At 72.4% G+C, this 22,384-nt stretch carries 19 protein-coding genes; 11 read left to right on the top strand and 8 right to left on the bottom strand.

What is annotated here, in order from left to right; genetic code table 11:
- Positions 1-16: 16 nt before the first annotated feature.
- Positions 17-1,438 carry a proline--tRNA ligase gene (gene proS, locus BJ981_RS12155; protein WP_204070394.1) on the bottom strand — a complete coding sequence of 474 codons (1,422 nt, stop codon included), beginning with the start codon at positions 1,436-1,438 and terminating at the stop codon, positions 17-19.
- Positions 1,439-1,694: 256 nt separating this feature from the next.
- On the opposite strand from proS, the gene BJ981_RS12160 reads away from it, so the two are divergent.
- Entirely contained in the window at positions 1,695-2,651 is a 957-nt protein-coding gene (locus BJ981_RS12160; protein WP_184610877.1) for a DUF2218 domain-containing protein, read from the top strand.
- Positions 2,652-2,793: 142 nt separating this feature from the next.
- Here the strand turns inward: BJ981_RS12160 and BJ981_RS12165 are convergent, their stop codons facing one another.
- The 3 genes from BJ981_RS12165 to BJ981_RS12175 are packed head-to-tail and all read right to left on the bottom strand — an operon-like array spanning position 2,794 to position 6,001.
- Positions 2,794-4,401: an ABC transporter permease gene (locus BJ981_RS12165; protein WP_184610879.1), complete on the bottom strand. Its 1,608-nt coding sequence runs from the start codon at positions 4,399-4,401 to the stop codon at positions 2,794-2,796.
- Positions 4,398-5,306, bottom strand: coding sequence for an ABC transporter ATP-binding protein (locus tag BJ981_RS12170; RefSeq protein ID WP_184610881.1), 909 nt, complete (start codon positions 5,304-5,306; stop codon positions 4,398-4,400). The genes BJ981_RS12165 and BJ981_RS12170 overlap by 4 nt, the downstream gene beginning before the upstream one ends.
- The gene (locus tag BJ981_RS12175; RefSeq protein WP_184610883.1) at positions 5,303-6,001 is read right to left on the bottom strand and encodes a TetR/AcrR family transcriptional regulator; all 699 of its coding nucleotides are present in this window, start codon (positions 5,999-6,001) and stop codon (positions 5,303-5,305) included. The genes BJ981_RS12170 and BJ981_RS12175 overlap by 4 nt, the downstream gene beginning before the upstream one ends.
- A gap of 217 nt (positions 6,002-6,218) precedes the next feature.
- Between BJ981_RS12175 and BJ981_RS12180 the strand changes: the two genes are divergently transcribed.
- The gene (locus tag BJ981_RS12180) at positions 6,219-6,749 is read left to right on the top strand and encodes a DUF1697 domain-containing protein (protein ID WP_184610885.1); all 531 of its coding nucleotides are present in this window, start codon (positions 6,219-6,221) and stop codon (positions 6,747-6,749) included.
- Between the two features lie 224 nt (positions 6,750-6,973).
- Here the strand turns inward: BJ981_RS12180 and BJ981_RS12185 are convergent, their stop codons facing one another.
- A complete protein-coding gene (locus BJ981_RS12185; protein ID WP_184610887.1) occupies positions 6,974-7,354 on the bottom strand; it encodes a hypothetical protein in 381 nt (126 codons plus the stop codon).
- 418 nt (positions 7,355-7,772) lie between these two features.
- On the opposite strand from BJ981_RS12185, the gene BJ981_RS12190 reads away from it, so the two are divergent.
- Positions 7,773-10,187, top strand: a complete 2,415-nt coding sequence (locus BJ981_RS12190) for a terpene synthase family protein (RefSeq protein ID WP_221314695.1) — start codon at positions 7,773-7,775, stop codon at positions 10,185-10,187.
- A gap of 4 nt (positions 10,188-10,191) precedes the next feature.
- On the opposite strand, the gene BJ981_RS12195 is transcribed toward BJ981_RS12190, so the two are convergent.
- Positions 10,192-10,560: a winged helix-turn-helix transcriptional regulator gene (locus BJ981_RS12195; RefSeq protein ID WP_239139389.1), complete on the bottom strand. Its 369-nt coding sequence runs from the start codon at positions 10,558-10,560 to the stop codon at positions 10,192-10,194.
- A 109-nt stretch (positions 10,561-10,669) separates the two neighbouring features.
- Here BJ981_RS12195 and BJ981_RS12200 point away from each other — a divergent pair, with 109 nt between their 5' ends.
- Positions 10,670-11,500 (top strand): NAD(P)-dependent oxidoreductase, encoded by an 831-nt coding sequence (locus BJ981_RS12200; protein ID WP_184610889.1) that lies wholly within the window; start codon positions 10,670-10,672, stop codon positions 11,498-11,500.
- 253 nt (positions 11,501-11,753) lie between these two features.
- Positions 11,754-12,461 (top strand): MBL fold metallo-hydrolase, encoded by a 708-nt coding sequence (locus tag BJ981_RS12205; RefSeq protein WP_184610891.1) that lies wholly within the window; start codon positions 11,754-11,756, stop codon positions 12,459-12,461.
- A gap of 23 nt (positions 12,462-12,484) precedes the next feature.
- On the opposite strand, the gene BJ981_RS37475 is transcribed toward BJ981_RS12205, so the two are convergent.
- The gene (locus tag BJ981_RS37475) at positions 12,485-13,426 is read right to left on the bottom strand and encodes a LysR family transcriptional regulator (RefSeq protein ID WP_307837836.1); all 942 of its coding nucleotides are present in this window, start codon (positions 13,424-13,426) and stop codon (positions 12,485-12,487) included.
- An 87-nt stretch (positions 13,427-13,513) separates the two neighbouring features.
- On the opposite strand from BJ981_RS37475, the gene metE reads away from it, so the two are divergent.
- On the top strand, positions 13,514-15,781 hold the full coding sequence (metE, locus tag BJ981_RS12215) for a 5-methyltetrahydropteroyltriglutamate--homocysteine S-methyltransferase (RefSeq protein WP_184610893.1): 2,268 nt from the start codon (positions 13,514-13,516) through the stop codon (positions 15,779-15,781).
- Here metE and BJ981_RS12220 read toward each other — a convergent pair.
- Complete coding sequence (locus BJ981_RS12220) at positions 15,751-16,008, bottom strand: hypothetical protein (protein WP_184610895.1); 258 nt, start codon at positions 16,006-16,008, stop codon at positions 15,751-15,753. The genes metE and BJ981_RS12220 overlap by 31 nt on opposite strands.
- A 110-nt stretch (positions 16,009-16,118) precedes the next feature.
- Here BJ981_RS12220 and BJ981_RS12225 point away from each other — a divergent pair, with 110 nt between their 5' ends.
- The 5 genes from BJ981_RS12225 to BJ981_RS12245 all read left to right on the top strand — a co-directional run bounded on the left by BJ981_RS12225 (position 16,119) and on the right by BJ981_RS12245 (position 22,376).
- Positions 16,119-16,730 carry a TetR/AcrR family transcriptional regulator gene (locus BJ981_RS12225; RefSeq protein WP_184610897.1) on the top strand — a complete coding sequence of 204 codons (612 nt, stop codon included), beginning with the start codon at positions 16,119-16,121 and terminating at the stop codon, positions 16,728-16,730.
- A gap of 69 nt (positions 16,731-16,799) precedes the next feature.
- Positions 16,800-18,410 (top strand): ABC-F family ATP-binding cassette domain-containing protein, encoded by a 1,611-nt coding sequence (locus tag BJ981_RS12230; protein WP_184610899.1) that lies wholly within the window; start codon positions 16,800-16,802, stop codon positions 18,408-18,410.
- A 92-nt stretch (positions 18,411-18,502) separates the two neighbouring features.
- Positions 18,503-19,327, top strand: a complete 825-nt coding sequence (locus tag BJ981_RS12235) for a hypothetical protein (protein ID WP_239139390.1) — start codon at positions 18,503-18,505, stop codon at positions 19,325-19,327.
- A gap of 98 nt (positions 19,328-19,425) precedes the next feature.
- On the top strand, positions 19,426-20,532 hold the full coding sequence (locus tag BJ981_RS12240; protein WP_184610901.1) for a saccharopine dehydrogenase family protein: 1,107 nt from the start codon (positions 19,426-19,428) through the stop codon (positions 20,530-20,532).
- A gap of 281 nt (positions 20,533-20,813) precedes the next feature.
- Entirely contained in the window at positions 20,814-22,376 is a 1,563-nt protein-coding gene (locus BJ981_RS12245; protein WP_184610904.1) for an RNA polymerase sigma factor, read from the top strand.
- Positions 22,377-22,384 lie beyond the last annotated feature (8 nt).

A 22,384-nucleotide genomic window follows, 5' to 3' on the forward strand; every position in this document is an offset into this window, starting at 1 on the left:
GCTCAGTAGGCGCGGCTCAGTAGGCGCGGCCGAACAGGACGCGCTTGCCGTACGCCGACGGCTCGCCGCAGTGCACGCAGCGGCCCGTCTCCGCGGCGCCGTCGAGCGGGATGCAGCGCGGCGTCGCGGCGGTCTTCGCCTTGATGTCGTCCTCGCACGCGGGCGCGCCGCAGTGCAGGGCCGACGCCCAGCCCGAGGCCACGACCTCGACGAAGACGTCCCAGGAGTCGGCGGCGGCGGTGTGCCCGTCCCGGAAGGCGGTCGCCCGGCGCAGCAGGAACTCCTGGAACTCCTCCAGCAGGCCCGGGATGACGTCCGGCGCCGAGGAGACCGGAATGCTCTGCTTGCCCTCGTCCCCGAGCCTCCTGACCATGACCACGGTGCCGGACTCCAGGTCGCGCGGGCCGAGCTCCAGGCGGACGGGGACGCCGCGCAGCTCCCAGTCGTTGAACCGGAACCCGGGGGAGAGCTGGGCGCGGTCGTCGACGTGCGCGCGGACGCCCGCCGCCTTCAGCCGGTCCGCGAGCTCGCGCGCGGCCGCCGACGTGCGCTCCAGCTGGTCGCCGCGCCCGATCGGCACCACGACGACCTGGTAAGGGGCCAGCCGGGGCGGCAGCACCAGGCCCTTGTCGTCGCCGTGGGTCATGATGACCGCGCCGATCATGCGGGTGGTCATACCCCACGACGTCGTGTGGCACGGTTCGAGACGGCCGGTGCCGGAGGTGTAGCGGATGTCGAAGGCCTCGGCGAAGTTCGTGCCCATGTAGTGGGAGGTGCCGGCCTGCAGCGCCTTGCCGTCCCGCATCATGCCCTCGATGGTGTAGGTGCGCACCGCGCCCGCGAAGCGCTCCCCGGGGGTCTTCTCGCCGGGGACGACCGGGATCGCCGCGATGTCGCGGGCGACCTCCGTGTACAGGTCGAGGGCGAGCATCGTCTCGCGCATGGCGTCGGCCTCGTCGGCGTGCGCGGTGTGGCCCTCCTGCCAGAGGAACTCGGTGGTGCGCAGGAACATGCGCGGACGCAGCTCCCAGCGCACGACGTTGGCCCACTGGTTCAGCAGCAGCGGCAGGTCGCGGTGGGAGGAGACCCACTTGGCCATCATCTCGCCGATGATCGTCTCCGACGTGGGCCGGACGATCAGCGGCTCTTCCAGCTCCTTGCCGCCCGCGTGCGTCACCACGGCCAGCTCGGGCGAGAACCCCTCGACGTGCTCGGCCTCGCGCCGCAGGTAGCTTTCGGGGATGAGCATCGGGAAGTAGGCGTTCTCGTGGCCGGTGTCCTTGATCCGGCGGTCGAGCTCGGCCTGGAGAAGCTCCCACAGACGGTAGCCGTACGGTCGGATGACCATGGTGCCCCTCGCCGGGCCCCGGTCCACGAGCTGGGCCTTGGCCACCAGCTCGTTGTACCAGGCCGAGAAGTCCTCGCCCTGAGGCGTCACACCGCGCTCATCACGTCCGTCGCGTCCCATGCAGGGAGAATAGCGTCGAGTCGCCATCCTCCGAGTGCGGTCCGGGCACCGGCGCCGGGCCCTGGCCGCCCGCGCGCGGTGTGCGCGCAACGAATGTCCATGAATTGATAAAGCCGGATTAGTGCGCGCGGCACTGCCGTTATTGGAGTATTGACTGTTTTCCGGCGCCGGGCGGGGCGTGCCCCTGGCCCGGCGCGGAGTCGTCGCTCTAGACAAAGGACCGCGATTGCCTTCCTCGACGGCGTATGTCGCCACACCCCGTCCGGCCCGCTATATCAAGCAGCTCGTCGCGCACCTGGGCAACAAGATTCCCACCGAGCTGGCGGACGACGGCAGGGGGACGCTCACGTTCGGCGCCCATGACCTGTGCGTGCTCACCGTCTCCGAGCACCAGGACCACCTGGTCATGATCGCCGCCGCCGGGGACGAGGAGGCGCTGGCGCGCGTGCGGGACGTCGTCACGCGCCACCTCGTGCGCTTCGCCACCCAGGAGGAGCTGACCGTCGAGTGGACGCCGTTCGTGACGGCGGACACGATGCACATCGTGGACCCCGTCCTCGGCGACTACGCGTCGACGCACTCCACGCCGCCGGACGACGTGCTGCGGGACCTGATCGTCAGGACCCGGGACATCGCGGGCGGCAGGGCCGCCATGCAGGTGTCCCACGACGAGGGCACCCTGCTGACCATCCTGACGCGCATGGTGGACGCGCGGAACGCGGTCGAGGTCGGCGTGTTCACCGGCTACTCCTCGATCTGCATCGCCCGGGGGCTGGCCGAGGGCGGGCGCCTGCTCGCGTGCGACGTCAGCGACGAGTGGACGGCCGTCGCCCGGGAGTTCTGGGAACGCGCCGGCGTCGCCGACCGTATCGACCTGAAGCTCGGCCCGGCCGCCGACACCCTGCGCGCGCTGCCCCCCGACCCGGTCATCGACATCGCCTTCATCGACGCCGACAAGGGCAACTACCCGGTCTACTACGAAGAGATCGTCACCCGCCTGCGCCCGGGCGGCGTCATCCTCCTGGACAACGTCCTCCTCGGCGCCCGCGTGGCCGACCCCGCCTACCAGGAGGACCACCACCGCGCGATGCGCGTCCTCAACGACCACATCGCCCACGACGACCGCGTCGACGCCGTGATGCTCCCCTTCCGCGACGGCCTCACCATCGCCCGCAAACGCTGACCGCGCCCCTCGGCCACCGCCCGGCACGGGAAGCCAGGCCGGCTCGCGCGAAGACGTCGCGCGAGCCGGCCTGCGGTCTGCCGGCGCCCGTCGCCGAAGCGCACTCTACGAGGGGCCACCGACGGTTTCGCGAGGTGAGGGTTCAGCCGACGGGGACGTCCCTGCGGCGGAAGGCGGTGAGGCCCGCCGCCGTCAGGAGCGCGGCGATGGCCGTCAGCCACACCAGCGGCGCCGCGCTGACCTCGCCGCCGGGCAGCTTGGGCAGGTGCGTGAACGGGGAGATCTCCAGGACGCGCTCGTCGAGGCCGAGCGCGCTGCCGACCAGCCCGGCCAGCAGGCAGATCACCAGCCCGCCCCAGCTCGCGGCCGAGAAGCGGGGGAGCAGGCCGAACAGCAGGACCGCGATCGCGGCCAGGATCCACACCGCGGGGAGCTGGACGAGGGTCCCCGCCAGTGCCCGGGGCACCTCGCGGCCGACCGCGCCGGTGTTCAGGCCGTGGGTCAGGCCGACGGCGAGGCCGGCGACGGCCAGCAGGGCGGCGGGGCCGAGCAGCGAGAACACCAGGTGGCCGCCCATCCAGCGGACCCTGCCCACGGCGGTGCCGAGCACCGGCTCGGCGCGGCCCCCGGACTCCTCGGCGCGGGCGCGCAGCGTGGCCTGGATGGCGTATCCGGCCGCGACCAGCCCGAAGAGCTGCGTCATCGCGGCGAGATAGCTGTCGATGAGGCCGGACGCGCCGCCGAGCTTGGCGAAGATCTCGGTCATCTGCGCGTTGTCGCGCACCAGGTCGCCGACGCTCCCGGCCAGGTAGCCGAGCACCACGCCGAGCACGGCGAACCCGGCGGCCCATCCGGACAGCAGGCCCCGGTGCAGCCGCCAGGCCAGGGCCAGCGGCGAGGCCAGGCCCGGCGCCGCGGAGGCGGGGCCGAGCCGGGGCGGCAGGAGACCCGCGCCGACGTCGCGGCGCGCCGAGAGCGCGACGGCCGCCGCCGCGAGCAGCCCGGTGAAGGCGACCGCCGGCAGGGCGGACCACCACTGCTCGCCGCCGTAGGGGCGCAGGTGCTCGGCCCAGCCGAACGGCGACAGCCAGGCCACCCACGACAGGGCGCCGTCGCCGATGCCGCTCATGTCGCCGACCACCCGCAGTACGTACGCGACGCCGAGGACGATGATCGCGGCGCCGCGCGCGCCGCCCGCGCCGCTGGTGAGCTGCGCGGCCACGCCGCCGACCGCGGCGAACACCCACCCGGTCAGGGTGAGCTGCAGTCCGAAGGCCCACGAGCCCGAGGCGGGCATGTCCTGGCCCAGCATGCCCACCGCCAGCAGCAGGCCCATGACCAGCGACGCGACGAGCGTGGTGAGCAGCGCCGCGGCCAGGCCCGCGTGCCGTCCCGCCACGGTCGAGGCGAGCAGCTCGCGCCGGCCGCTCTCCTCCTCGGTGCGGGTGTGGCGGATGACGGTGAGGATCGCGAACAGGCCGACCACGATCGGGAGGAACCCGGCGCGCCAGGCGACGAGCTGGCCGAGGTCGTCGCCGAACAGGCGGCCGTAGAGCGCGACGAAGGCGGCGTTGTGGGCGCTGGCGGTGAAGTACTGGTGCCGCCCGGCGGCCGTGGGGAACAGCTCGTTGATCGAGGCGACGTAGGAGAGGGGGACGAGGCCGAGTAACAGCACCCACAGCGGCATCAGCACGCGGTCGCGCCGGAGGATCAGCCGGGCGAGCCCGCCCGTGCCCGTCAGGGTGTTCATCGCGACACCTCGGCGGCCTGGCCGCGGTCGTAGTGGCGGAGGAACAGCTCCTCCAGCGTGGGCGGCCTGCTGACGAGGCTGCGCACGCCCACGGCGGTGAGGTGGCGCAGCGCGGGGTCGAGGGCCTCGGTGTCGACGTCGAAGCGCACCCGGCCGTTCTCTGCGCGCAGGTCGTGGACGCCGGGCAGGCTCGCCAGCCCGTCCACGGGCCCGGCCAGCTCGGCCTGGATCGTGGTGCGGCTCAGGTGACGTAGGTCGTCCAGGGTGCCGGTCTCGACGGCGCGGCCGTCCCTGATGATGGTGAGCCGGTCGCACAGCGCCTCGACCTCGGAGAGGATGTGGCTGGACAGCAGCACGGTGCGGTCACCGCGCCGCTGCTCCTCGCGGACCGCGTCCCGGAACACCTCCTCCATGAGGGGGTCCAGGCCGGAGGTCGGCTCGTCCAGGAGCAGCAGTTCCACGTCGGACGCCAGGGCCGCGATCAGGGCCACCTTCTGCCGGTTGCCCTTGCTGTAGGCGCGGCCCTTCTTGCGGGGGTCGAGGTCGAAGCGCTCGAGAAGATCGGCCTTGCGCCGCTTGTCGAGCCCGCCGCGCATCCGGCCGAGCAGGTCGATCACCTCGCCGCCCGACAGGCCCGGCCACAGCGTGACGTCGCCGGGCACGTAGGCCAGCCGGCGGTGCAGCGCGGTCGCGTCGGCCCAGGGGTCGCCGCCGAGCAGCCGGGCCGTGCCGGCGTCCGCGCGCATCATGCCGAGGAGGATCCTGATGGTCGTGCTCTTTCCCGCGCCGTTCGGGCCCAGGAAGCCGTGCACCTCGCCGGTGCGTACGGCGAGGTCGAGGCCGTCCAGCGCCCGTGTGGGGCCGAACGTCTTGACCAGCCCTGCCACCGCGATGGCGTCAGTCATGGTTGTCGCTCCTTGAACGCGCGGAGCGTGGCGTCGCGCTCCGCTGGGGTTTGGTCCCGGACCTTGTCCAGAGCGACGCGCGCCGCGGCGGCGTCCTCCGGGCTCATGAGAGGGTGCGAATAGATGTCGAGCAGCGCCATGGCGAGGCGGTGGTCTCCCTCCGGCGTCAGCGTGTCGACGCCGAGCCCCCGCGAGACGTGCTCGTGCAGCACCGGGACGGCCAGCGCCATCGCGGTGAGCACGGTCGCGCGGGAACGGCGGTCCGCCGTGAAGGTGACGTCACCGGTCTCCTCGAAGGTGGCGAGCCACCCTTCGGTCATCTCGACCATCTGGTCGAACAGCGCCGCGGCGGATCCGTCGGCCAGCTCTCGCGCCAGGTACCGCTGGTAGGGGATCAGGGCGGCGCGCGCGGCGGCGATGTGGTCGATGTCGCCGAACGTGCCGTTCCTGAGCCCTTCGCGGGCCTGGTCGTTCAGTTGCCGGACCGTCTGGGCCATGTAGTCGTCGCACGCCTCGCGCAGCGCCTGTTTGGAGCCGAAATGGTGGCGTACCAGACCTGAGGAGACTCCTGCGGTCTTGGCGATCCCGCGGATGGTCGCCCTCTCGAATCCGTGCTCTCCGAAGTGCAGCAGCGCCGCGTCTCGGATGCGGGCACGGGCGGTGAGGTCCTCGGGGTTCGGCTGGGTCGTCGCCACGATCTCTCTTCCTGTCCAGGCGTGTAGCCGACTACACCTGCGTGCAGCAAGCTATACGCGCGTGTAGTCGGTGTCCAGGTTTCCCTACGCGTTCTTGACGCCAAGGCTCTCACCTCGGCGCGGAGCGTCCCGATGGCCGCGGGGAAAGCTGACGGATCCTGACGGGTACGGGCGGTAGCGTCGCCGTGCACTCTCGAACGGGAAGCAGGTGAGATCGATGCGCTACGTGGCGCTGCTGCGCGGCATCAACGTCAGCCCCCGCACCCAGATCGCCATGGCGGATCTCCGGGCGCTGCTGGAGGGCCTCGGGTACGGCGATGTCCGCACGCACCTGCGGAGCGGGAACGCCCTGTTCACGGCCGGCGCGGACGATCCCGCCGGCATCGCCGGCCGTATCCGGCGCCGATGCGCCGAGAAACTGGGCGTCGGGCCCGCGGTCATCCTGCGGACGGTGCCGGAGCTGCGCGCCGTCGTCGAGGAGAATCCCCTGGAGATCCGGGACCCGGCGAGGTTCATGGTGGCGTTCCAGGCCGAGGTCCCCGATCGGGGCGTCGTGGACGGCATCGACCCGGCGCTCTACGCGCCGGAGGAGGTCGCGATCGGCAGGCGGGAGCTGTACATGTACTTCCCCGACGGCCTCAGGCGGACCAAGCTGCCGGCCCTGCTGGAGGAGCGGTCCGGCGTCCTCGCCACCATGCGCAACTGGAACACGGTCACGCGGCTGCTCGAACTCGGCGAAGGCCCATGACCGTTCTTGTGAGCGGGGCGACGGCCACCGTCGGACGCCATGTGGCGGACGAGCTGATCAGAGCCGGACGACAGGTGCGCGTCCGAGCACGCCGATCGCTTCCGGGCCGACCGGGCGGTGACAGGTCGCGGGTGAGGGCGGCTTTTGTGCGGGGGCATTTCGGTGACCCGGCCTGATCCGGCCTTTTCTGTGAAGAAGGGCCGGATCAGGGGAACGCGGGATGTTCAGCCCCCAGTGGTGTTCTTGCGGATATGCGGTACGTTCTGTCGTATCTTGATGTTACAGACGCGGTGCCTTCTCTTGCAGTTGGCTATTCCTATCGCCGAGTTCCCGTGCTGCAGCTCGATCGACAGGCTCTGAGTGCCGATGTTGTAGTTCGGACTGCTCGTTTCCAGGATGGCGGAGATGTATCTGCCGTTCCCCACCCTGCTTATACGGTTGTAGGAGCCTCTCCCGTGATCATCTGAAACGGTGATCGTGGGAGAGGCCGCCTCGGCCGGCGACGCCGCGACGGCCCCGGCGAGACCGAGGACGATCACGGTGGCCATGAGCCGTGTCACGGCTCCCGTCAGGTATACGAGCGGATGGTCCGCGCGGTGACTCATGCGTCGCGCACCTGCCTTCAAGTAGATCGGTCGGCGGGTCCTTACGTTCGCCTCGCCTCGGCGACACCGCCTGCATACCCGTCCACCAGCTCCGAGTCTCCTTTCGCGTGATCGGCGGCCTGGATGATTGCCTCCTTTTTGTCCTGGCGTCGCCGAGACCGCCTTCCTCGTGCTTTTCGTAAACCGTCTCTCGCCCGATTCTCGCCCCATTTTGACCTGATCGGAGGTGTGGTGAGGCTATTGAGGTGAATGCCGAAGATGATGGTCTTAGTGTGGTTGGCCGGAATCGTCCGAGGAGGGCGGCCGGACAGAATTCCGTGGGGTATCGCTCGCGGCGAAGTTACGGCAAACTACTCCAGGTGTCAGGGTCGTCACCGGTGGTGAAGGCCGTGGTCGGCTCACGAGAGTAGGCGCGCTCATGCAGGCTTTCACGCTGCCGAACTTCTACTTGGCCTATCCGGCGCGGCTCAACCCGCACCTGGAGCGCTCACGGGCGCACAGCGAGGCGTGGGCCGAACGCATGGGCATGCTCGACGAGCCGAAACCGTCCGGCGACGTCATCTGGGACGCCCCGGCCCTCGCCCGCATGGACTACGCGCTGATGTGCGCCTACACCCACCCCGACTGCGACGGCCCCACCCTCGACCTCATCACCGACTGGTACGTCTGGGTGTTCTACTTCGACGACCACTTCCTCGAAATGTACAAACATCCCCGCGACCTCGCGGGAGGCAAGGCGCACCTCGACCGCCTCGAACTGTTCATGACCCTGGACGGCGAGGTCTCGCCCGAGCCGGGGAACGCCGTCGAGGCCGGGCTGAAAGACCTGTGGGGGCGCACGGTGCCCGCCATGTCGCCCGCGTGGCGCCGGCGCTTCATCGCCGGCACCCACAACCTCATGGTCGAGTCGATGTGGGAGCTCGACAACATCAACCGAGGCCGCATCGCCAACCCCATCGAGTACGTCCAGATGCGGCGCAGGGTCGGCGGGGCTCCCTGGTCGGCCAACCTCGTCGAGTTCGCCGCGCACGCCGAGATCCCCGGCGCCATCGCCGCGACCCGGCCGATGCGCGTGCTCTCCGACACCTTCTCCGACGCCGTCCACCTGCGCAACGACCTGTTCTCCTACCAGCGCGAGGTCCGCGAGGAAGGCGAGAACTCCAACGCCGTCCTGGTCTTCGAGCGGTTCTTCGGCTGCGCGACGCAGGAGGCGGCCGAGATGGTCAACGACCTGTTGACGTCCCGCCTGGAGCAGTTCGAGACCACCGCGCTCACCGAGGTCCCCGCGCTGCTCGCCGACCACGCCATCCCCCCGCACGAGCAGGCCGCCGTGGCCGCGTACGTCAAGGGCCTCCAGGACTGGCAGGCCGGCGGCCACGAGTGGCACGCCCGGTCCAGCCGGTACATGAACGAGGGCGCCGTCTCGGGTCCCGGCGGCCTCCCGCCCGGCCCCACCGGCCTCGGCACCACCGCCGCGCTCCTCACGCGCTCGCCGCTCGCGCCGGGGCTGCGCCGCCGGGCGCGTCAGCATTCTCACGTCCCCTTCGTCCCCGTGGGCCACCTTCCCCCGCCCGATCTCCTGATGCCCTTCGCGCTGCGCACCAGCCCCCACCTGGAGGCCGCGCGCGCCCACGGCATCGCGTGGGCGCGCGAGGTCGGCCTCTTCGACTCGCTGCCCGGGGTCGAGGCGGGCGGGGTGTGGGACGAGCGGTGGTGCCGGGTCAGCGACCTCGCGCACTGCGCCGCCATGATCCACGCCGACGCCACACCCGGCGGGCTCGACCTCTCCACCGACTGGCTCACCTGGGGAACCTACGCGGACGACTACTACCCGCTCGTCTTCGGCAGGTCCCGCGACCTGCCGGCGGCCAAGCTGTGCACGGAGCGGCTGTCGTCCTTCATGCCGCTCGACGCCGGAGCCACCCCGGAGCCGGCCAACCCGCTCGAGCGCGGCCTTGCCGACCTCTGGCGGCGCACCGCCGTCCTCATGTCGCCCGACGCCCGGCGCCACCTTCGCGGGGCCGTGGACGAGATGACGGCGAGCTGGCTGTGGGAGCTGGCGAACCAGGCCGAGCACCGCATTCCCGACCCGATCGACTATGTCGAGATGCGGCGCAGGACCTTCGGGTCCGAGCTGACCAAGAGCCTCGCCCGGTTCGGCGAGGGCGACGCCGTACCGTCCGAGATCTACGGCACCCGCGTCATGCACGAGCTGGAGACCGCCGCGGAGGACTACGCCTGCTTCACCAACGACCTCTTCTCGTACCAGAAGGAGGTCCAGTTCGAGGGCGAGTTCTTCAACCTGGTCGTGGTCGTCGAGAACTTCCTCGGCGTCGACCGCTACACCGCGCGCGACATCGTGGCCGATCTCATGGCGGCCCGGGTGCGGCAGTTCGAGCACATCGTCGCCAACGACCTGCCGGTGCTGCTCGATGAGTTCGGCCTGGACGAGCGCGCCCGCGGCGCGGTGTACGGCTACGCCGGCAAACTCCAGGACTGGATGTCCGGCATCCTCGAATGGCACCGCGAGTGCGCCCGCTACACCGAGGCCGAACTGGCACGCCGCCACCTCCCGGCGATCCGCCCCGACTTCACCCTCCACCCCACCGGCCTGGGCACCGCAACCTCCCGCACGCCCGTCGGCGCGCCGCTCCCCGCGCCCGCGGCCACCACGGCTTCCGCGCCGGTCGCCTCACCGGTCGCCGCGCCGAGCACGGGTCTGGAAGCCGCCGCGTATCGGGGAGCCGCGTACCCAGCCGCCGATATGAGGGCCGCCCCCGCGTGGACGGGTATGGCCGCCGACCTGACCCGCGATCCCCGGCCTTCTGCCTGAGAGATCAGGAAAGGGCTCGGGTGTCGTAGGACTCCCGGGCGTGGAGCAGCTCGGACAGGTGCTCGCGATTCCAGGCGCATCCTGCCGCCATGGGCACCAGGAGGGACCGGCCGAGGGGCGTCAGCTCGTACTCCACACGCGGCGGGATCTCGTCGAACGCCGTGCGGGTGATCATGCCGTCGCGCTCCATGGAGCGCAGGGACTCGGCCAGGACCTTCGGCGTGATGCCGCGCAGCGGAACGCGCAGCTCGGAGAATCGCCGGGGGCCGTCCTTCAGGCAGTGAATGATCTTCGCGGTCCACTTGCCGCCGACCATGAGCGGGGTGAACGGGGCGCATCCGGCGAACATCTCAGCGTCAAGAGGCTCCGGCACGCGAACCACCCTACGCAGGTACCGTTGCGGAAACCAATGCCCCCACGGCTACCGTCTGCCGCACCGGACCGCACAACGACGGTCCGGCCCGGATCGGCAGGAGAGTCCCATGAGCGAAATCAGCAGAGCACCCGAGACCACGGACCAGGGCGAACCTCGCGGGGTCGGGGGCCAGGCGGGATCCGGCGAGGCGGGGGAGCAGGACGGAGGCCGCGAAGCCAGGGGACGGCACGGAAGTAGCGCTCCCGACGCGGCGGGGTCGGGTGAGGCGGGTGTGCGGCGGAGTGTGGTGGTGTTCGGGGCCGGAGGGCGGGCGGGCCGGCGTGCGGTCGCGGAGGCCGTCGCACGCGGGCATCGCGTCACCGCCGTCGTCCGTGACCCGGACCGCTACCGTGCGGCACACGGTGAGCCGGACGCGGGCGTGTCGCTGGTGGCGGGCAACGTGACGGACGCCGGGAGCGTGGCGGCGGTCGCGGCCGGGCACGACGCCGCCGTCAACGCCGCGGCCCGCATGGACGTGCCCGCGCCGGAGTTCTTCGGCGCCGCCGCGCGCGCCCTGCTGACCGGCCTGGAACGGGCGGGGGTGCCGCGGCTGGTCATGGTCGGCATCGGCACGACGCTGGAGACCGCGCCCGGCGTCCGCGTGATGGACGCGCCCGGCTTTCCCGAGGAGGCGCGGAACTTCTCCGAGGGGCACGCGGCCGAGCTGGCGATCTTCGAGGCGGAGGGAGGCGGGGTCGACTGGGTCATGATCGTGCCACCACCGACCCTGCTGGACGACGAGGCTCCCCGGACCGGCCGTTACCGAACCGGCGGCGACCAGGTGCTGCCCACGACCGAGGACACGGGCACGTTGTCCTACGCCGACCTCGCGGTGGCCCTGATCGACGAGGCCGACAACCCGAAGCACCACCACCGCCAGATCGCCGTGGCCCCGTAGCCCGCTGTTCCCCATCCGTGAAACGCCCCCGCGACGCTCAGCTCGCGCGTTTCCCACGCGATGGGGCCGTCGTGCTCATCGAACCAGCGGAGCGGTTGTACGGACAGCACCCCAAGGAGAGCGGTGCTCTTGATAAGGATCACCTCTCCGTGAGAGCATTGCTCTCATAAAAGAGCAAAGATCTCTATAAAGAGCATCATCCGGCCGGGACTCTCCGCAGTGAGAGCCATTGACCTCAAACCTTGGGAAGCTCATGAAGCTCGCACCCCACCTGCACCGCCTCGGTAACGATGTCGTGGCGTGCTACCTCATCGACACCGACGAGGGCATCACCCTGATCGACGCGGGGCTGCCCGGCCACTGGCGGGATCTGCAGGTCGAACTGCGGTCTTTGGGCAAATCCGTCGACGACATCCGCGGACTTGTGCTGACCCATGGCGACTCCGATCACATCGGCTTCGCCGAACGCCTGCGAAGCGAACACGGCGTTCCGGTGTTCGTGCATGCCGCCGACGCGGTCCGCACCCGCACAGGGGAGAAGCCCAAGACCGCGGTGGGCCCCATGCGTCTCGGCCCGACGCTCGGGTTCTTCGGTTACTCCATCCGCAAGAACGGCCTGCGCACCCGCTACGTCGCCGAAGTCACCGAGATCGGCGACGGCGACGTGCTGGACCTGCCGGGGAAGCCGGTGATCGTGGGCATGCCAGGGCACTCACCGGGCAGCGTGGCGGTGCACGTCCCCGTCGCCGACGCGGTCTTCGTCGGTGACGCCCTGACCACGCGGCACGTCCTCACGGGACGTTCGGGCCCGCAGCCCGCGCCCTTCACCGACGACCCGGCGACAGCCCTGTCCTCCCTGGACCGGCTCGCCGGCCTGTCGGCGTCCTGGGTGCTTCCGGGCCACGGCGCCCCCTGGCGCACCTCGCCGGCCGAGGTGAGCGAGGCGGTCAGAAAGGGCTAGAGCGAGGGCCGGGCTTTGCGGACTCAGCGGGTCCACAGGGCTTCCTGGGTGGAGCGGACCAGGGCCATCAGTTCGGGGGAGGTGTGGGCGGGGGGCCAGACCAGGCCGAACGTCAGGCGGAGGTCGTCGGCGTCGAAGGGGACGAAGGTGATGTCGGGCCTGCGGATCGCGGAGATGAGCAGGTGGGGGACCGGCAGAAGGCCGGCGCCCGCGGCGACGAGGTCCAGGGCGGCGGCGAAGTCGTCGATCTCGTCGGCCACCACGTGGTGCTGGTGCGGGCCGCGCAGCCGGGCGGCGAGCCGTTCCCACATGCCGCCGGGCGGCCGGTCGCGCGGCATCAGGATCTTGTGGCGGGCCAGGTGGGCGGGGCGCAGCGGCCCGCGTGCCGCGAGCGGGTCGCCCGCGGGCACGGCCAGGTGGCCGACGGTGACGTGGAACCGGGTGCCCGCCGTCATGCGCAGCGGGAACGGCGAGCCGAGGATCGCCGCCGACACCTCGCCCCGCTCCAGGGCCGCCGTGGCCGCGCGCCGCCCGAGCGGGGTGAGTTCGACGGCGATCGGCGGCGTGCGCCGGGCGAGCCGCCGCGCCACGCGCGCCGCCAGCACTCCGACCAATGGCGCATAAGCCAGACGAATAGCCGGGCGCTCGGGGACGGTGAGCCGCGCCGCCTCGGTGGTGAGCGCGGCCAGGGTGTCCAGGACGGCCTCGGCGTGCGGCAGCAGCGTCTCGCCCGCGGGGGAGAGCCGTACCTCGCGGCTGGTACGGCCGAACAGGCGTACGCCGAGTCCGCGTTCCAGACGGGATATCGCCTGGCTGACGGCGGGCTGGGACATGCCGAGCTCGGCGGCGGCCCGCGAGAAGCCGCCGTTGCGCGCCACGCTCACAAAGCAGCGGAGGTCGCGCGGGTGCGGGCCGTGATCCATGCTCCAGTATGAGCCTCCGCACGGCCGGGGACGGGCATCCATCCATAAGCGAACGCAATCGATCGGCCCGGCGCACGGGGAATCAGGGCACGATGCCGTCCGACCGATCTTCCGCAGGAAGGAGCCCGCATGCCCGCCGTACGCACCTCTCCGTTCCCCGCCTCGACCGTCCTCGGCTACCCGAGGATCGGGCCGGACCGGGAGCTGAAACGGGCGCTGGAGCGGTACTGGGACGGCCACGCGACCGCCGACGAGCTGCGGCAGGAGGGCGCGCGCGTCCGCGAGCGGACCTGGCGCCGCCTGCGCTCCCTGGGGCTGGACGCGCTCCCGTCCAACACGTTCTCCTACTACGACCAGGTGCTGGACACGGCGGTGGCGCTGGACGCGATCCCGGACCGGTACCGGGGGGCGTCCCCGCTGGACACCTACTTCGCGATGGCCCGCGGCGCCCCCGACGTCGCGCCGCTGCGGATGACCAAGTGGTTCGACACCAACTACCACTACATCGTCCCGGAGATCGGCCCGGACACCGTCTTCCGCCCCGTGCCGGACAAGGCGGTGGCGGAGGTGCGTGAGGCGAAGGCGCTGGGCCTGGACACACGGCCGGTGCTGATCGGGCCGGTGACGTTCCTGCTGCTGGCCCAGGCGCCGGCGGGCGCCCCGAAGGGGTTCCGTCCCCTGGACCGGCTGGGCGACGTGCTCGACGTCTACGGGCGCCTGCTCGCGGCGCTCGCCGCCGAGGGCGTGGGCTGGACGCAGCTCGACGAGCCCGCCCTCGTCGCCGACCGCACCGGCGCGGAGCTGGACGCGGTCCGGCGGGCGTACGAGTACCTGGGCACCCTGACCACGCGCCCGGGGCTGTTCGTCGCCTCCTACTTCGGCGACCTCGGCGAGGCTCTGCCGGTGATCGCGCGCACGCCGGTCGAGGCCGTCGGCGTGGACCTCGTGCGCGGCCGCACGCCCGTCCAGGCGCTCGGCGAGGAGCTGGCGCTCAAGACCGTGGTGGCGGGCGTGGTGTCCGGGCGCGACGTCTGGCGCGCCGGCCGCGAACGGGCGCTGGCCACGCTGCGCGCCCTCCGCGTCCGCGTGGACCGGGTCGTGGTGAGCACCTCCTGCTCGCTGCTGCACGTCCCGCACAGCCTGGAACGCGAGACCGGCCTGGACCCGGCGCTGCTGCGGCGGCTGGCGTTCGCCGACGAGAAGGTCGCCGAGGTGGTCGAGCTGGCCCGCCTGCTGGAGGCCGCCCCCCGCGTCGAGCCGTTCCCCGCGCCGGACGTCCACGGCGACACCGAGGCCGGCCTCCCCGTCTGGGAGACCCGCTCGCCGTACCCGGTGCGGGCCGCCGCGCAGGCCGGGCGCCTGGGGCTGCCCCCGCTGCCGGTGACCACGATCGGCTCCTTCCCGCAGACGGATGAGCTGCGCGCGGCCCGCGCGGCGCTCGCCCGGGGCGAGCTGCCGGTGACCGGCTACGAGGACCGGGTCCGCGTGGAGATCGAGCGCGCCGTGCGCGTGCAGGAGCGGCTCGGCCTGGACGTCCTGGTGCACGGCGAGCCCGAGCGCAACGACATGGTGCAGTACTTCGCCGAGCACCTCGACGGCTTCGCGGTGACCCGCCACGGCTGGGTGCAGTCGTACGGCTCGCGGTGCACGCGCCCGCCGATCCTGCACGGGGACGTCCACCGGCCCGCGCCGATCACGGTCCGCTGGGCGGAGTACGCGCGGTCGCTGACGGACCGGCCGGTCAAGGGCATGCTGACCGGCCCGGTGACGATCGTGGCCTGGTCGTTCCTCCGCGACGACCTGCCGCTGCGCGAGGTGATGCTCCAGGTCGCGGACGCGGTGCGCGCCGAGGTCCTCGACCTGGAGGCCGCGGGCGTGCCGGTGATCCAGGTGGACGAGCCGGCGCTGCGCGAGCTGATGCCGCTGCGCCGGGCCGCGCAGGACGCCTACCTGGCGTGGGCGGTGGCCGCGTACCGGCGGGCGACCTCGGGCGCGGGGGACCGGACGCAGATCCACACGCACCTCTGCTACTCCGACGCCGACCAGATCATCGCCGCCGTCGACGCCCTGGACGCGGACGTCACGACCGTCGAGTCGGCCCGGTCGCACGGCCGCGTCCTGCGGGAGCCCGCGGTGCGCGACTTCGGCCGGGGGCTCGGGCCGGGGGTGTACGACATCCATTCGCCGCGCGTGCCGGCGGCAGAGGAGGTGGAGGAGCTGCTGGAGGCGGTGCTGCGCGTCCTGCCCGCCGAGCGGGTGTGGGTCAACCCCGACTGCGGCCTGAAGACGCGCACCTACGAGCAGGTGGAGGCGGCGCTGGCCACCATGGTGGCCGCGACGGGCCGCCTGCGCGAGAGGCTCGCGCGTCAGCCCTCGTCTTCGTCGTCGTCGGTGTAGGCGTCGAGGAGTTCCCGGCGCAGCAGGTCGGTGCGGACCATCAGCGCGCCGAGGAGCTCCTCGTCGTTCAGCCCGTCCGTGCGCCGGAACGCCCACGAGGAGCGGCCCTCGTCGTCGAAGCACTTGACGAGGATGATCGCCCCCAGCGCCGTCCACCCGTCGGGGAGCGGCGAGACAGTGAGCCCCGACAAGGCATCGCCCACCGGGACGTAATCGTCGTCTTCCACCGTCGCTTCTCCCAGAGTCCGCAGGTCGAAGACCTACTTTATGGTCACAGGATCTCCGCGCGCGCGTCCGGGCCCACGTCAGGGGCCTGATTCGCCGATAAGATCGGCTCATGACCCCGGAAGCGCCAGACGGGCCCGGCGGCCCGCCCGGGGTCGCGGCCGAGCGTCCCCTGCGGGCGGACGCCCGGCGCAACCGGGCCCGCGTGCTGCGGGCGGCGGACGCCGTGTTCGCCGCCAAGGGCGCCGGCGCCTCCACCGAGGAGGTCGCCCGCGAGGCGGGAGTGGGCATCGGCACGGTCTTCCGCCACTTCCCCACCAAGGAGGCCCTGCTGACGGCCGTCCTCGTCGACCGGCTGCGCAGGCTGGCCGACGAGGCCGAGGCCCTGGCGGACGCGGAGGACCCGGGCGGCGCGTTCTTCGGCTTCTTCGCGCGCGTGGTGGAGCAGGGCCGCACGAAGACCACCTTCATCGACCTGCTGCGGCAGGCCGGTGCGGACGTCAGGGCCGAGACCGCGGCGTACGGCGCCCGCGTCACCGCCGCGGTGGCCGGTCTGCTCGTCCGCGCGCAGCGTGCGGGGGCCGTGCGCGAGGACGCCGGGGTGGCCGAGGTGCTGGCCCTGATGGCCGGGTCCGCGCGCGCCGCCGAGCACGCCGCGTTCGACGACGAGGTGCGGGCCCGGGCCCTGGCCATCGTCTTCGACGGCCTGCGCCCGGCGCGCTGACCCGATATCCGGATGCGGGCCCGGCCCCGCTCTGGGTAACCTCCGCGGGGAAGGCCGGGAGGGATCGTCGTGGGTCATGTCGAGGTGGGTCGCCTGACCTACGTGTTGCCCGATGGGCGTCCGCTGCTCAACGAGGTGTCCTTCCGCGTCGGCGAGGGCCTGAAGGCGGCGCTGGTCGGCCCGAACGGGGCGGGCAAGACCACGCTGATGCGGCTGATCGCCGGCGACGCGCGGCCGGTGGAGGGCAGCGTCGCGTCCTCGGGCGGGCTCGGCGTGATGCGCCAGTTCATCGGCAGCATCCGGGACGGCCGCACCGTCCACGACCTGCTGCTGTCGGTGGCGCCCGCCCGCGTCCAGGAGGCGGCGCGCGCGCTGGAGGCGTGCGAGCTGGCGATGATGGAGCGCGAGGACGAGAAGACCCAGATGCGCTACGCCCAGGCCATCACCGACTACACCGACGCCGGCGGCTACGACATCGAGGTGCTCTGGGACACCTGCGCGATGGCCGCGCTCGGCGCCCCGTACGACCGGGTCAAGTACCGCGAGGTGGACACGTTGTCCGGCGGCGAGCAGAAGCGCCTGGTGCTGGAGGCCCTGCTGCGCGGCCCGGACCAGACGCTGCTGCTGGACGAGCCGGACAACTACCTCGACGTCCCCGGCAAGCTCTGGCTGGAACAGGCGCTCAGGGAGACGCAGAAGACCGTCCTGCTCGTCTCGCACGACCGCCAGCTCCTGGCCAACGTCGCCGACCGCATCGTCACGGTCGAGGGCGGCAACGTGTGGATCCACGGCGGCGGGTTCGCCACCTACGCCGAGGCCCGCAGAGATCGCAACGCCCGGCTGGAGGAGCTGCGCCGCCGCTGGGACGAGGAGCACGCCAAGATCAAGCGGCTGGTCGTGATGCTGAAACAGAAGGCCATGTACAACGACGGCATGGCCCCGGCCTACCACGCGGCCCAGACCCGCCTGCGGCGCTTCGAGGAGGCCGGCCCGCCCGAGCTGGCGCCGAAGGACCAGTCGATCACGATGCGCCTGCGCGGCGGGCGCACGGGCAAGCGCGCGGTGATCTGCGAGCACCTGGAGCTCACCGGCCTGATGAAGCCGTTCGACCTGGAGGTCTGGTACGGCGAGCGGGTGGCCGTGCTCGGCTCGAACGGTTCGGGCAAGTCGCACTTCCTGCGGCTCATCGCGGGCGAGCAGGTCCGGCACACGGGCGTGGCCCGGCTCGGCGCGCGGGTCGTCCCCGGCCACTTCGCGCAGACCCACGCCCGCCCCGAGCTGCGGGGCAGGACTCCCTGCGAGATCGTCATGACCGAGCACGCCAGGCTCAAGAACGAGGCGATGAAGGCCCTGGCGCGCTACGAGCTGGCGGGCGCCGTCGCCGAGCAGCGGTTCGAGACGTTGTCCGGCGGCCAGCAGGCCCGGCTGCAGATCCTGCTGCTCGAGCTCTCGGGCGCGACGCTCCTGCTGCTCGACGAGCCGACCGACAACCTCGACCTCGCCAGCGCCGAGGCTCTGCAGGACGGCCTGAACGGGTTCGACGGCACGGTGCTCGCGGTCACGCACGACCGCTGGTTCGCCGCGGACTTCGACCGTTATCTGGTGTTCGGCGCGGACGGCCGCGTCTACGAATCGCCGGAACCGGTGTGGGACGAGACCCGGGTGGCGCGCGAGCGCTGAGCGCGCGGCCCGGGTGTGCCGCCGTTAAAGAATCCGTACGGGTTGCGCGTGTCGGAGGAGTCACGCCCGACTAACCGGGCTATGACGGCCTTGTGACCCAGCGTAGTCGAAACTCGACAGCACTCGGACTCGCTCTCGGCGTGGCGGTCTCGCTCGCCGGGCTGGCCGGGTGCGGTGGCGAGGAGCCGCGGCGCGAGCGGCCGCTGAAGCCGCTCGTGCTCAAGGAGCAGACCTCGTCGGTCGCCCAGGGGACCGGCGGGTACGTGGTGACGTGGGCCGGCGTGATCAGCAACCCGAACCGGTGGCACTTCGGCGAGAACGTCGCGGCGACCGTGGTGGGCAAGGACGCCTCCGGCAAGGAGGTGGTCCGCATGCAGCAGCCTCTGGACGCCGTGCCGCCGTGGGGCTCGCTGAAGTTCACCGGCCAGGCCACCGCCGCCTCCGCGCCCGTGGACGTGAAGGTGTCGTTCCGTCCGGCCCAGTGGCGGCGCGCGGCGCGGATCCCGTCCGCGTTCGTGCCGTTCCCCGTCTCCGGGGCCAACACCGAGAAGCTCGGCAACGGCACCTACCTGGTCACCGGCGCGGTCGGCAACCCGTACGCGAAGGCGGCGACGAGCCTGGTCGTGACCGCGCTGCTGCGCGACCAGGCCGGCAGGCTGGTCGGCGGCGGCAGCACCTACGTGGACGACGTGCGCGCCGGGTCGCCGCGCCGGTTCGTGCTGACGGTGGACAGCCTCAGCGGCGGCGGGCAGGTGGCGCGCACGGACATCGCCGCGCGGACCTGGGGGTCCAGCGCGCGGCCGTACGAGGAGCTGGCCATGAGCGGCGCGGTGCCGCCGAGCACGGTCAAGCCGAGGACCCCGCCGTTCGTCAGGGACCGCGGGTATCAGGCGATGCCCGTCGACAGCCGGCCGTGAGCGCCGGGCTGACCGCGTCGACCTCCGGGTCCGCTTCAGGCGGAGACCGGCCAGCCCCGCTATGGATCTTGAAATCCCCCGCGGGTTACGGTACTTACATGACCTCCCCCCGGATAGTCATCTTCGGCGCCACCGGTTACACGGGCAGGCTCACGGTCGAGGCGCTGCTGGCCCGCGGCGCCCGTCCGGTCCTGGCGGGACGCGACCCGGCGCGGCTGGAGTCGCTGGCCTCCTCGCTGCCGGTGGAGCTGCCGACCGCGGTGGCCGACGTGACCAGGCCCGCGACGATCCGGCGGATCATCGAGCCGGGCGGTGTGCTGATCTCGACCGTGGGGCCGTTCGCCCGGTGGGGGGAGCCCGCGGTCGAGGCGGCGATCGAGGCCGGGGGCGTCTACCTGGACTCCACCGGGGAGCCGATGTTCATCCGCCGCATCTTCCAGCGGTACGGCCCGGCGGCGGCTGCCTCCGGGGCGACGCTTCTCACCGCGTTCGGATATGACTACGTGCCGGGCAATCTCGCCGCGGGGCTCGCGCTGCGCAAAGCGGGGCCCGAAGCCGTACGCGTGGATATTGGGTATTTCGTGCAGGGCAATATGGTGCGGCGGTCGAGCGCGGGCACGCGGGCGTCGATCCTCGGAATGCTCCTGGACCCTATGTACGGCTTTCGTGAGGGCCGTATTCTCCGCGAGCACGGGCGTACCCGCGTTTTCTCGGTGAACGGCAGGCGCAGGCAGGCGTTGTCGGTCGGCGCCTCCGAGCATTTCGCGCTCCCGAGGACGCACGCCGGGCTCCGTGAGGTGAACGTCTACCTGGGGTGGTTCGGCGCGCTCACCAGGCCGGCGGGCGCGGTCGCCAGGGCGACGCCGTTCATCGCCGCGATCCCGGGCGCCAAGCGGGTCACCGAGCTCGTCGCCGACCGCGTGCTCCAGTCGGGAGGCAGGGACGGCTCTTCGACGGCGCCCGCCGAGGAGGTCTCGTCCCAGGTCGTCGCGGAGGCGTTCGACCGTGACGGGGTGCGGCTGGCCTCGATCGAGCTGCACGGCGGCGATCCGTACGACTTCACCGCGCGCGTGCTGGCGTGGGGCGCGATCACGGCCGGGGTCGAGGGCGTGGCGGCCCAGGGGGCGGTGGGGCCCGCCGAGGCGTTCGGGCTGGAGGGCCTCGTGCGCGGGTGCGACCAGGCGGGGCTGCACGCCATCGCCTGACCGGGTACCGGGCTTTTGTGAATATGTTTCATATAGGCCGGGGGAATTCGCCGTGCCGTGAGGCCGATGTCGCGATATGTGAATGACTTTTCATACCGGCGCGCCGTCGTTCGCCGTATTGTTCTGCCTGCTCATCTGGTGATATATCGAGTCTGATGGCGGCATGGGGGGCGCGCCGTCCCGAACAATCTTCCTGACTTTCATTACGGTATTAATACAAGGCAGGTCATTGTCCGGGAAACGGTGGAGCGAGCAGTTACCGAGCCTTTACTGTCGGTTACATGAATGACCGCGACCTGGTCGAGGCACTCCGCGCCCGCGATCCCGGTGCCCTCGCTGCCCTCTACGACACCTACGCGGACGACCTCTACGCGTACGCGTCGGCCATGCTCGGCAGCCCCGACAGCGCGCAGGTCGCGCTGCGGGACACCTTGATCGCGGCCGAGGCGCACATCGAGAGCCTGGCGGACCCCGGGCGGATGCGGCCCTGGCTCTACGCCCTGGCCCACGGCGAATGCCTGCGCCGGCGCGCCGTGCCGCCGGACTTCTCCGCCCAGGACACCGCGGAGTCGGCCGCGGTCCCCGACGGCGACCTGCGCCGCGTGGCCGTCGCCGCGGTCGGCGCGCTGCCGGACGACGAGCGCGAGGCCCTGGAGCTCCTCGTCCGCCACTCCATCGCCGAGAGCGATCTCGCCGCCGTGCTCGGCCTGCCGCCCGCGCGGGCGGACGAGCTGCGCGAGGCAGCCCGCACCCGCCTGCAGGACCTCGTCACCGTCGAGATCCTCACGAGCGGCACCGCCCAGGACTGCCCCGACAGGACACGCATCCTCGCCGCCGGCCCGGACGAGGAGGCCCGCGAGCGGCTGGTCGAGCACGCCGGGCACTGCCCCGTCTGCGGCCCCTACCGCGAGCGCCAGGTGTCGGTGGCCAAGGTGTTCTCGCTGCTGCCCCGGCCGGTCCTGCCGCAGACCCTCCGCGTGCGGGTGATGAGCTGCTTCATCGACCCCGAGCTCGTGCCGTACCGCAGGCTGGTGGCCAGGCGCACCGGCCTGCTCGACGGCGACGGGTTTCCCGTACCGGAGATCAAAGGGGGTGGGTGGCGGCCTCGGCTTCTTGCGGGCGCTGTGGCGGCGGTCGCGATGGCCGTCGCCGCACTCGTCCTGGTGAGCGCGCTGAGCCGGGGCGAGGGGCTCTCCCAGACCGCGTACGGCGTCCTTCCCGCGTCCTCTCCGGCGGAGGCCGCCGCGCGGATCACGGCCACGGCCGCCGGCACGCCGCCCTCCACCACGCCCCCGGATCCCTCGCCCAGCGGCCGCGAGCGCCTGCCCGGCCGCGAGCGCCTGCCCGGCGGCGAACACGTCCCCGGAGCCACGCGGCAGGCGGTCGCCCGGCAGGACGCCGCCGTGCCCGTCCGCCCCGCGACGCCTCCGGGGCCGGCCGTCCGCACGCCGCGCCCGGCCCCCGCGCCGCGCACGCCGTCGCCCCGCCCCGCCCCCACGGCGCCGGCCCCGCCGGTCCCCACCGCGCCCGCTCCCACTCCGCCGGTCACCACCGCCCCGCCCGTTTCTCCGCGGCCGACCGCCGCGCCGACCGTGCCGCCGCCAGGGCACCGCCCCCGGCCGCCGCGCCGCCGCCCGCAGGACCGCCCCGCGCCCCCGGCCGGCCACCGGCACCGTCCGGCGCCGGAGCCCTGCCGCCGCACGCCGCCCCCGGCCGCCACCGCGCCCGCCCCGCCCGCCCAGAGCTCGTCCACGACCGCCCCGGCCCCGCAGGCCCCGGACAAGGATGAGCACCCCTGGCCCGAGGGGCGCCGCCGGGGCGGCGAGGCGCGAGCCGGCCGCTGACGGCGGCC

Origin of the sequence: Sphaerisporangium krabiense (genome assembly GCF_014200435.1) — a bacterium.
Taxonomy (GTDB): domain Bacteria; phylum Actinomycetota; class Actinomycetes; order Streptosporangiales; family Streptosporangiaceae; genus Sphaerisporangium; species Sphaerisporangium krabiense.

Excerpts from the sequence above, each read along its gene's own strand:
- BJ981_RS12190 (WP_221314695.1), top strand. The coding sequence starts at position 7,773 with ATGCAGGCTTTCACGCTGCCGAACTTCTACTTGGCCTATCCGGCGCGG.
- BJ981_RS12180 (WP_184610885.1), top strand. The coding sequence starts at position 6,219 with ATGCGCTACGTGGCGCTGCTGCGCGGCATCAACGTCAGCCCCCGCACC.
- BJ981_RS12245 (WP_184610904.1), top strand. The coding sequence starts at position 20,814 with ATGAATGACCGCGACCTGGTCGAGGCACTCCGCGCCCGCGATCCCGGT.
- BJ981_RS12240 (WP_184610901.1), top strand. The coding sequence starts at position 19,426 with ATGACCTCCCCCCGGATAGTCATCTTCGGCGCCACCGGTTACACGGGC.
- BJ981_RS37475 (WP_307837836.1), bottom strand. The coding sequence starts at position 13,426 with ATGGATGCCCGTCCCCGGCCGTGCGGAGGCTCATACTGGAGCATGGAT.
- BJ981_RS12225 (WP_184610897.1), top strand. The coding sequence starts at position 16,119 with ATGACCCCGGAAGCGCCAGACGGGCCCGGCGGCCCGCCCGGGGTCGCG.
- BJ981_RS12205 (WP_184610891.1), top strand. The coding sequence starts at position 11,754 with ATGAAGCTCGCACCCCACCTGCACCGCCTCGGTAACGATGTCGTGGCG.
- BJ981_RS12170 (WP_184610881.1), bottom strand. The coding sequence starts at position 5,306 with ATGACTGACGCCATCGCGGTGGCAGGGCTGGTCAAGACGTTCGGCCCC.
- BJ981_RS12200 (WP_184610889.1), top strand. The coding sequence starts at position 10,670 with ATGAGCGAAATCAGCAGAGCACCCGAGACCACGGACCAGGGCGAACCT.
- metE (WP_184610893.1), top strand. The coding sequence starts at position 13,514 with ATGCCCGCCGTACGCACCTCTCCGTTCCCCGCCTCGACCGTCCTCGGC.
- BJ981_RS12165 (WP_184610879.1), bottom strand. The coding sequence starts at position 4,401 with ATGAACACCCTGACGGGCACGGGCGGGCTCGCCCGGCTGATCCTCCGG.
- BJ981_RS12185 (WP_184610887.1), bottom strand. The coding sequence starts at position 7,354 with ATGAGTCACCGCGCGGACCATCCGCTCGTATACCTGACGGGAGCCGTG.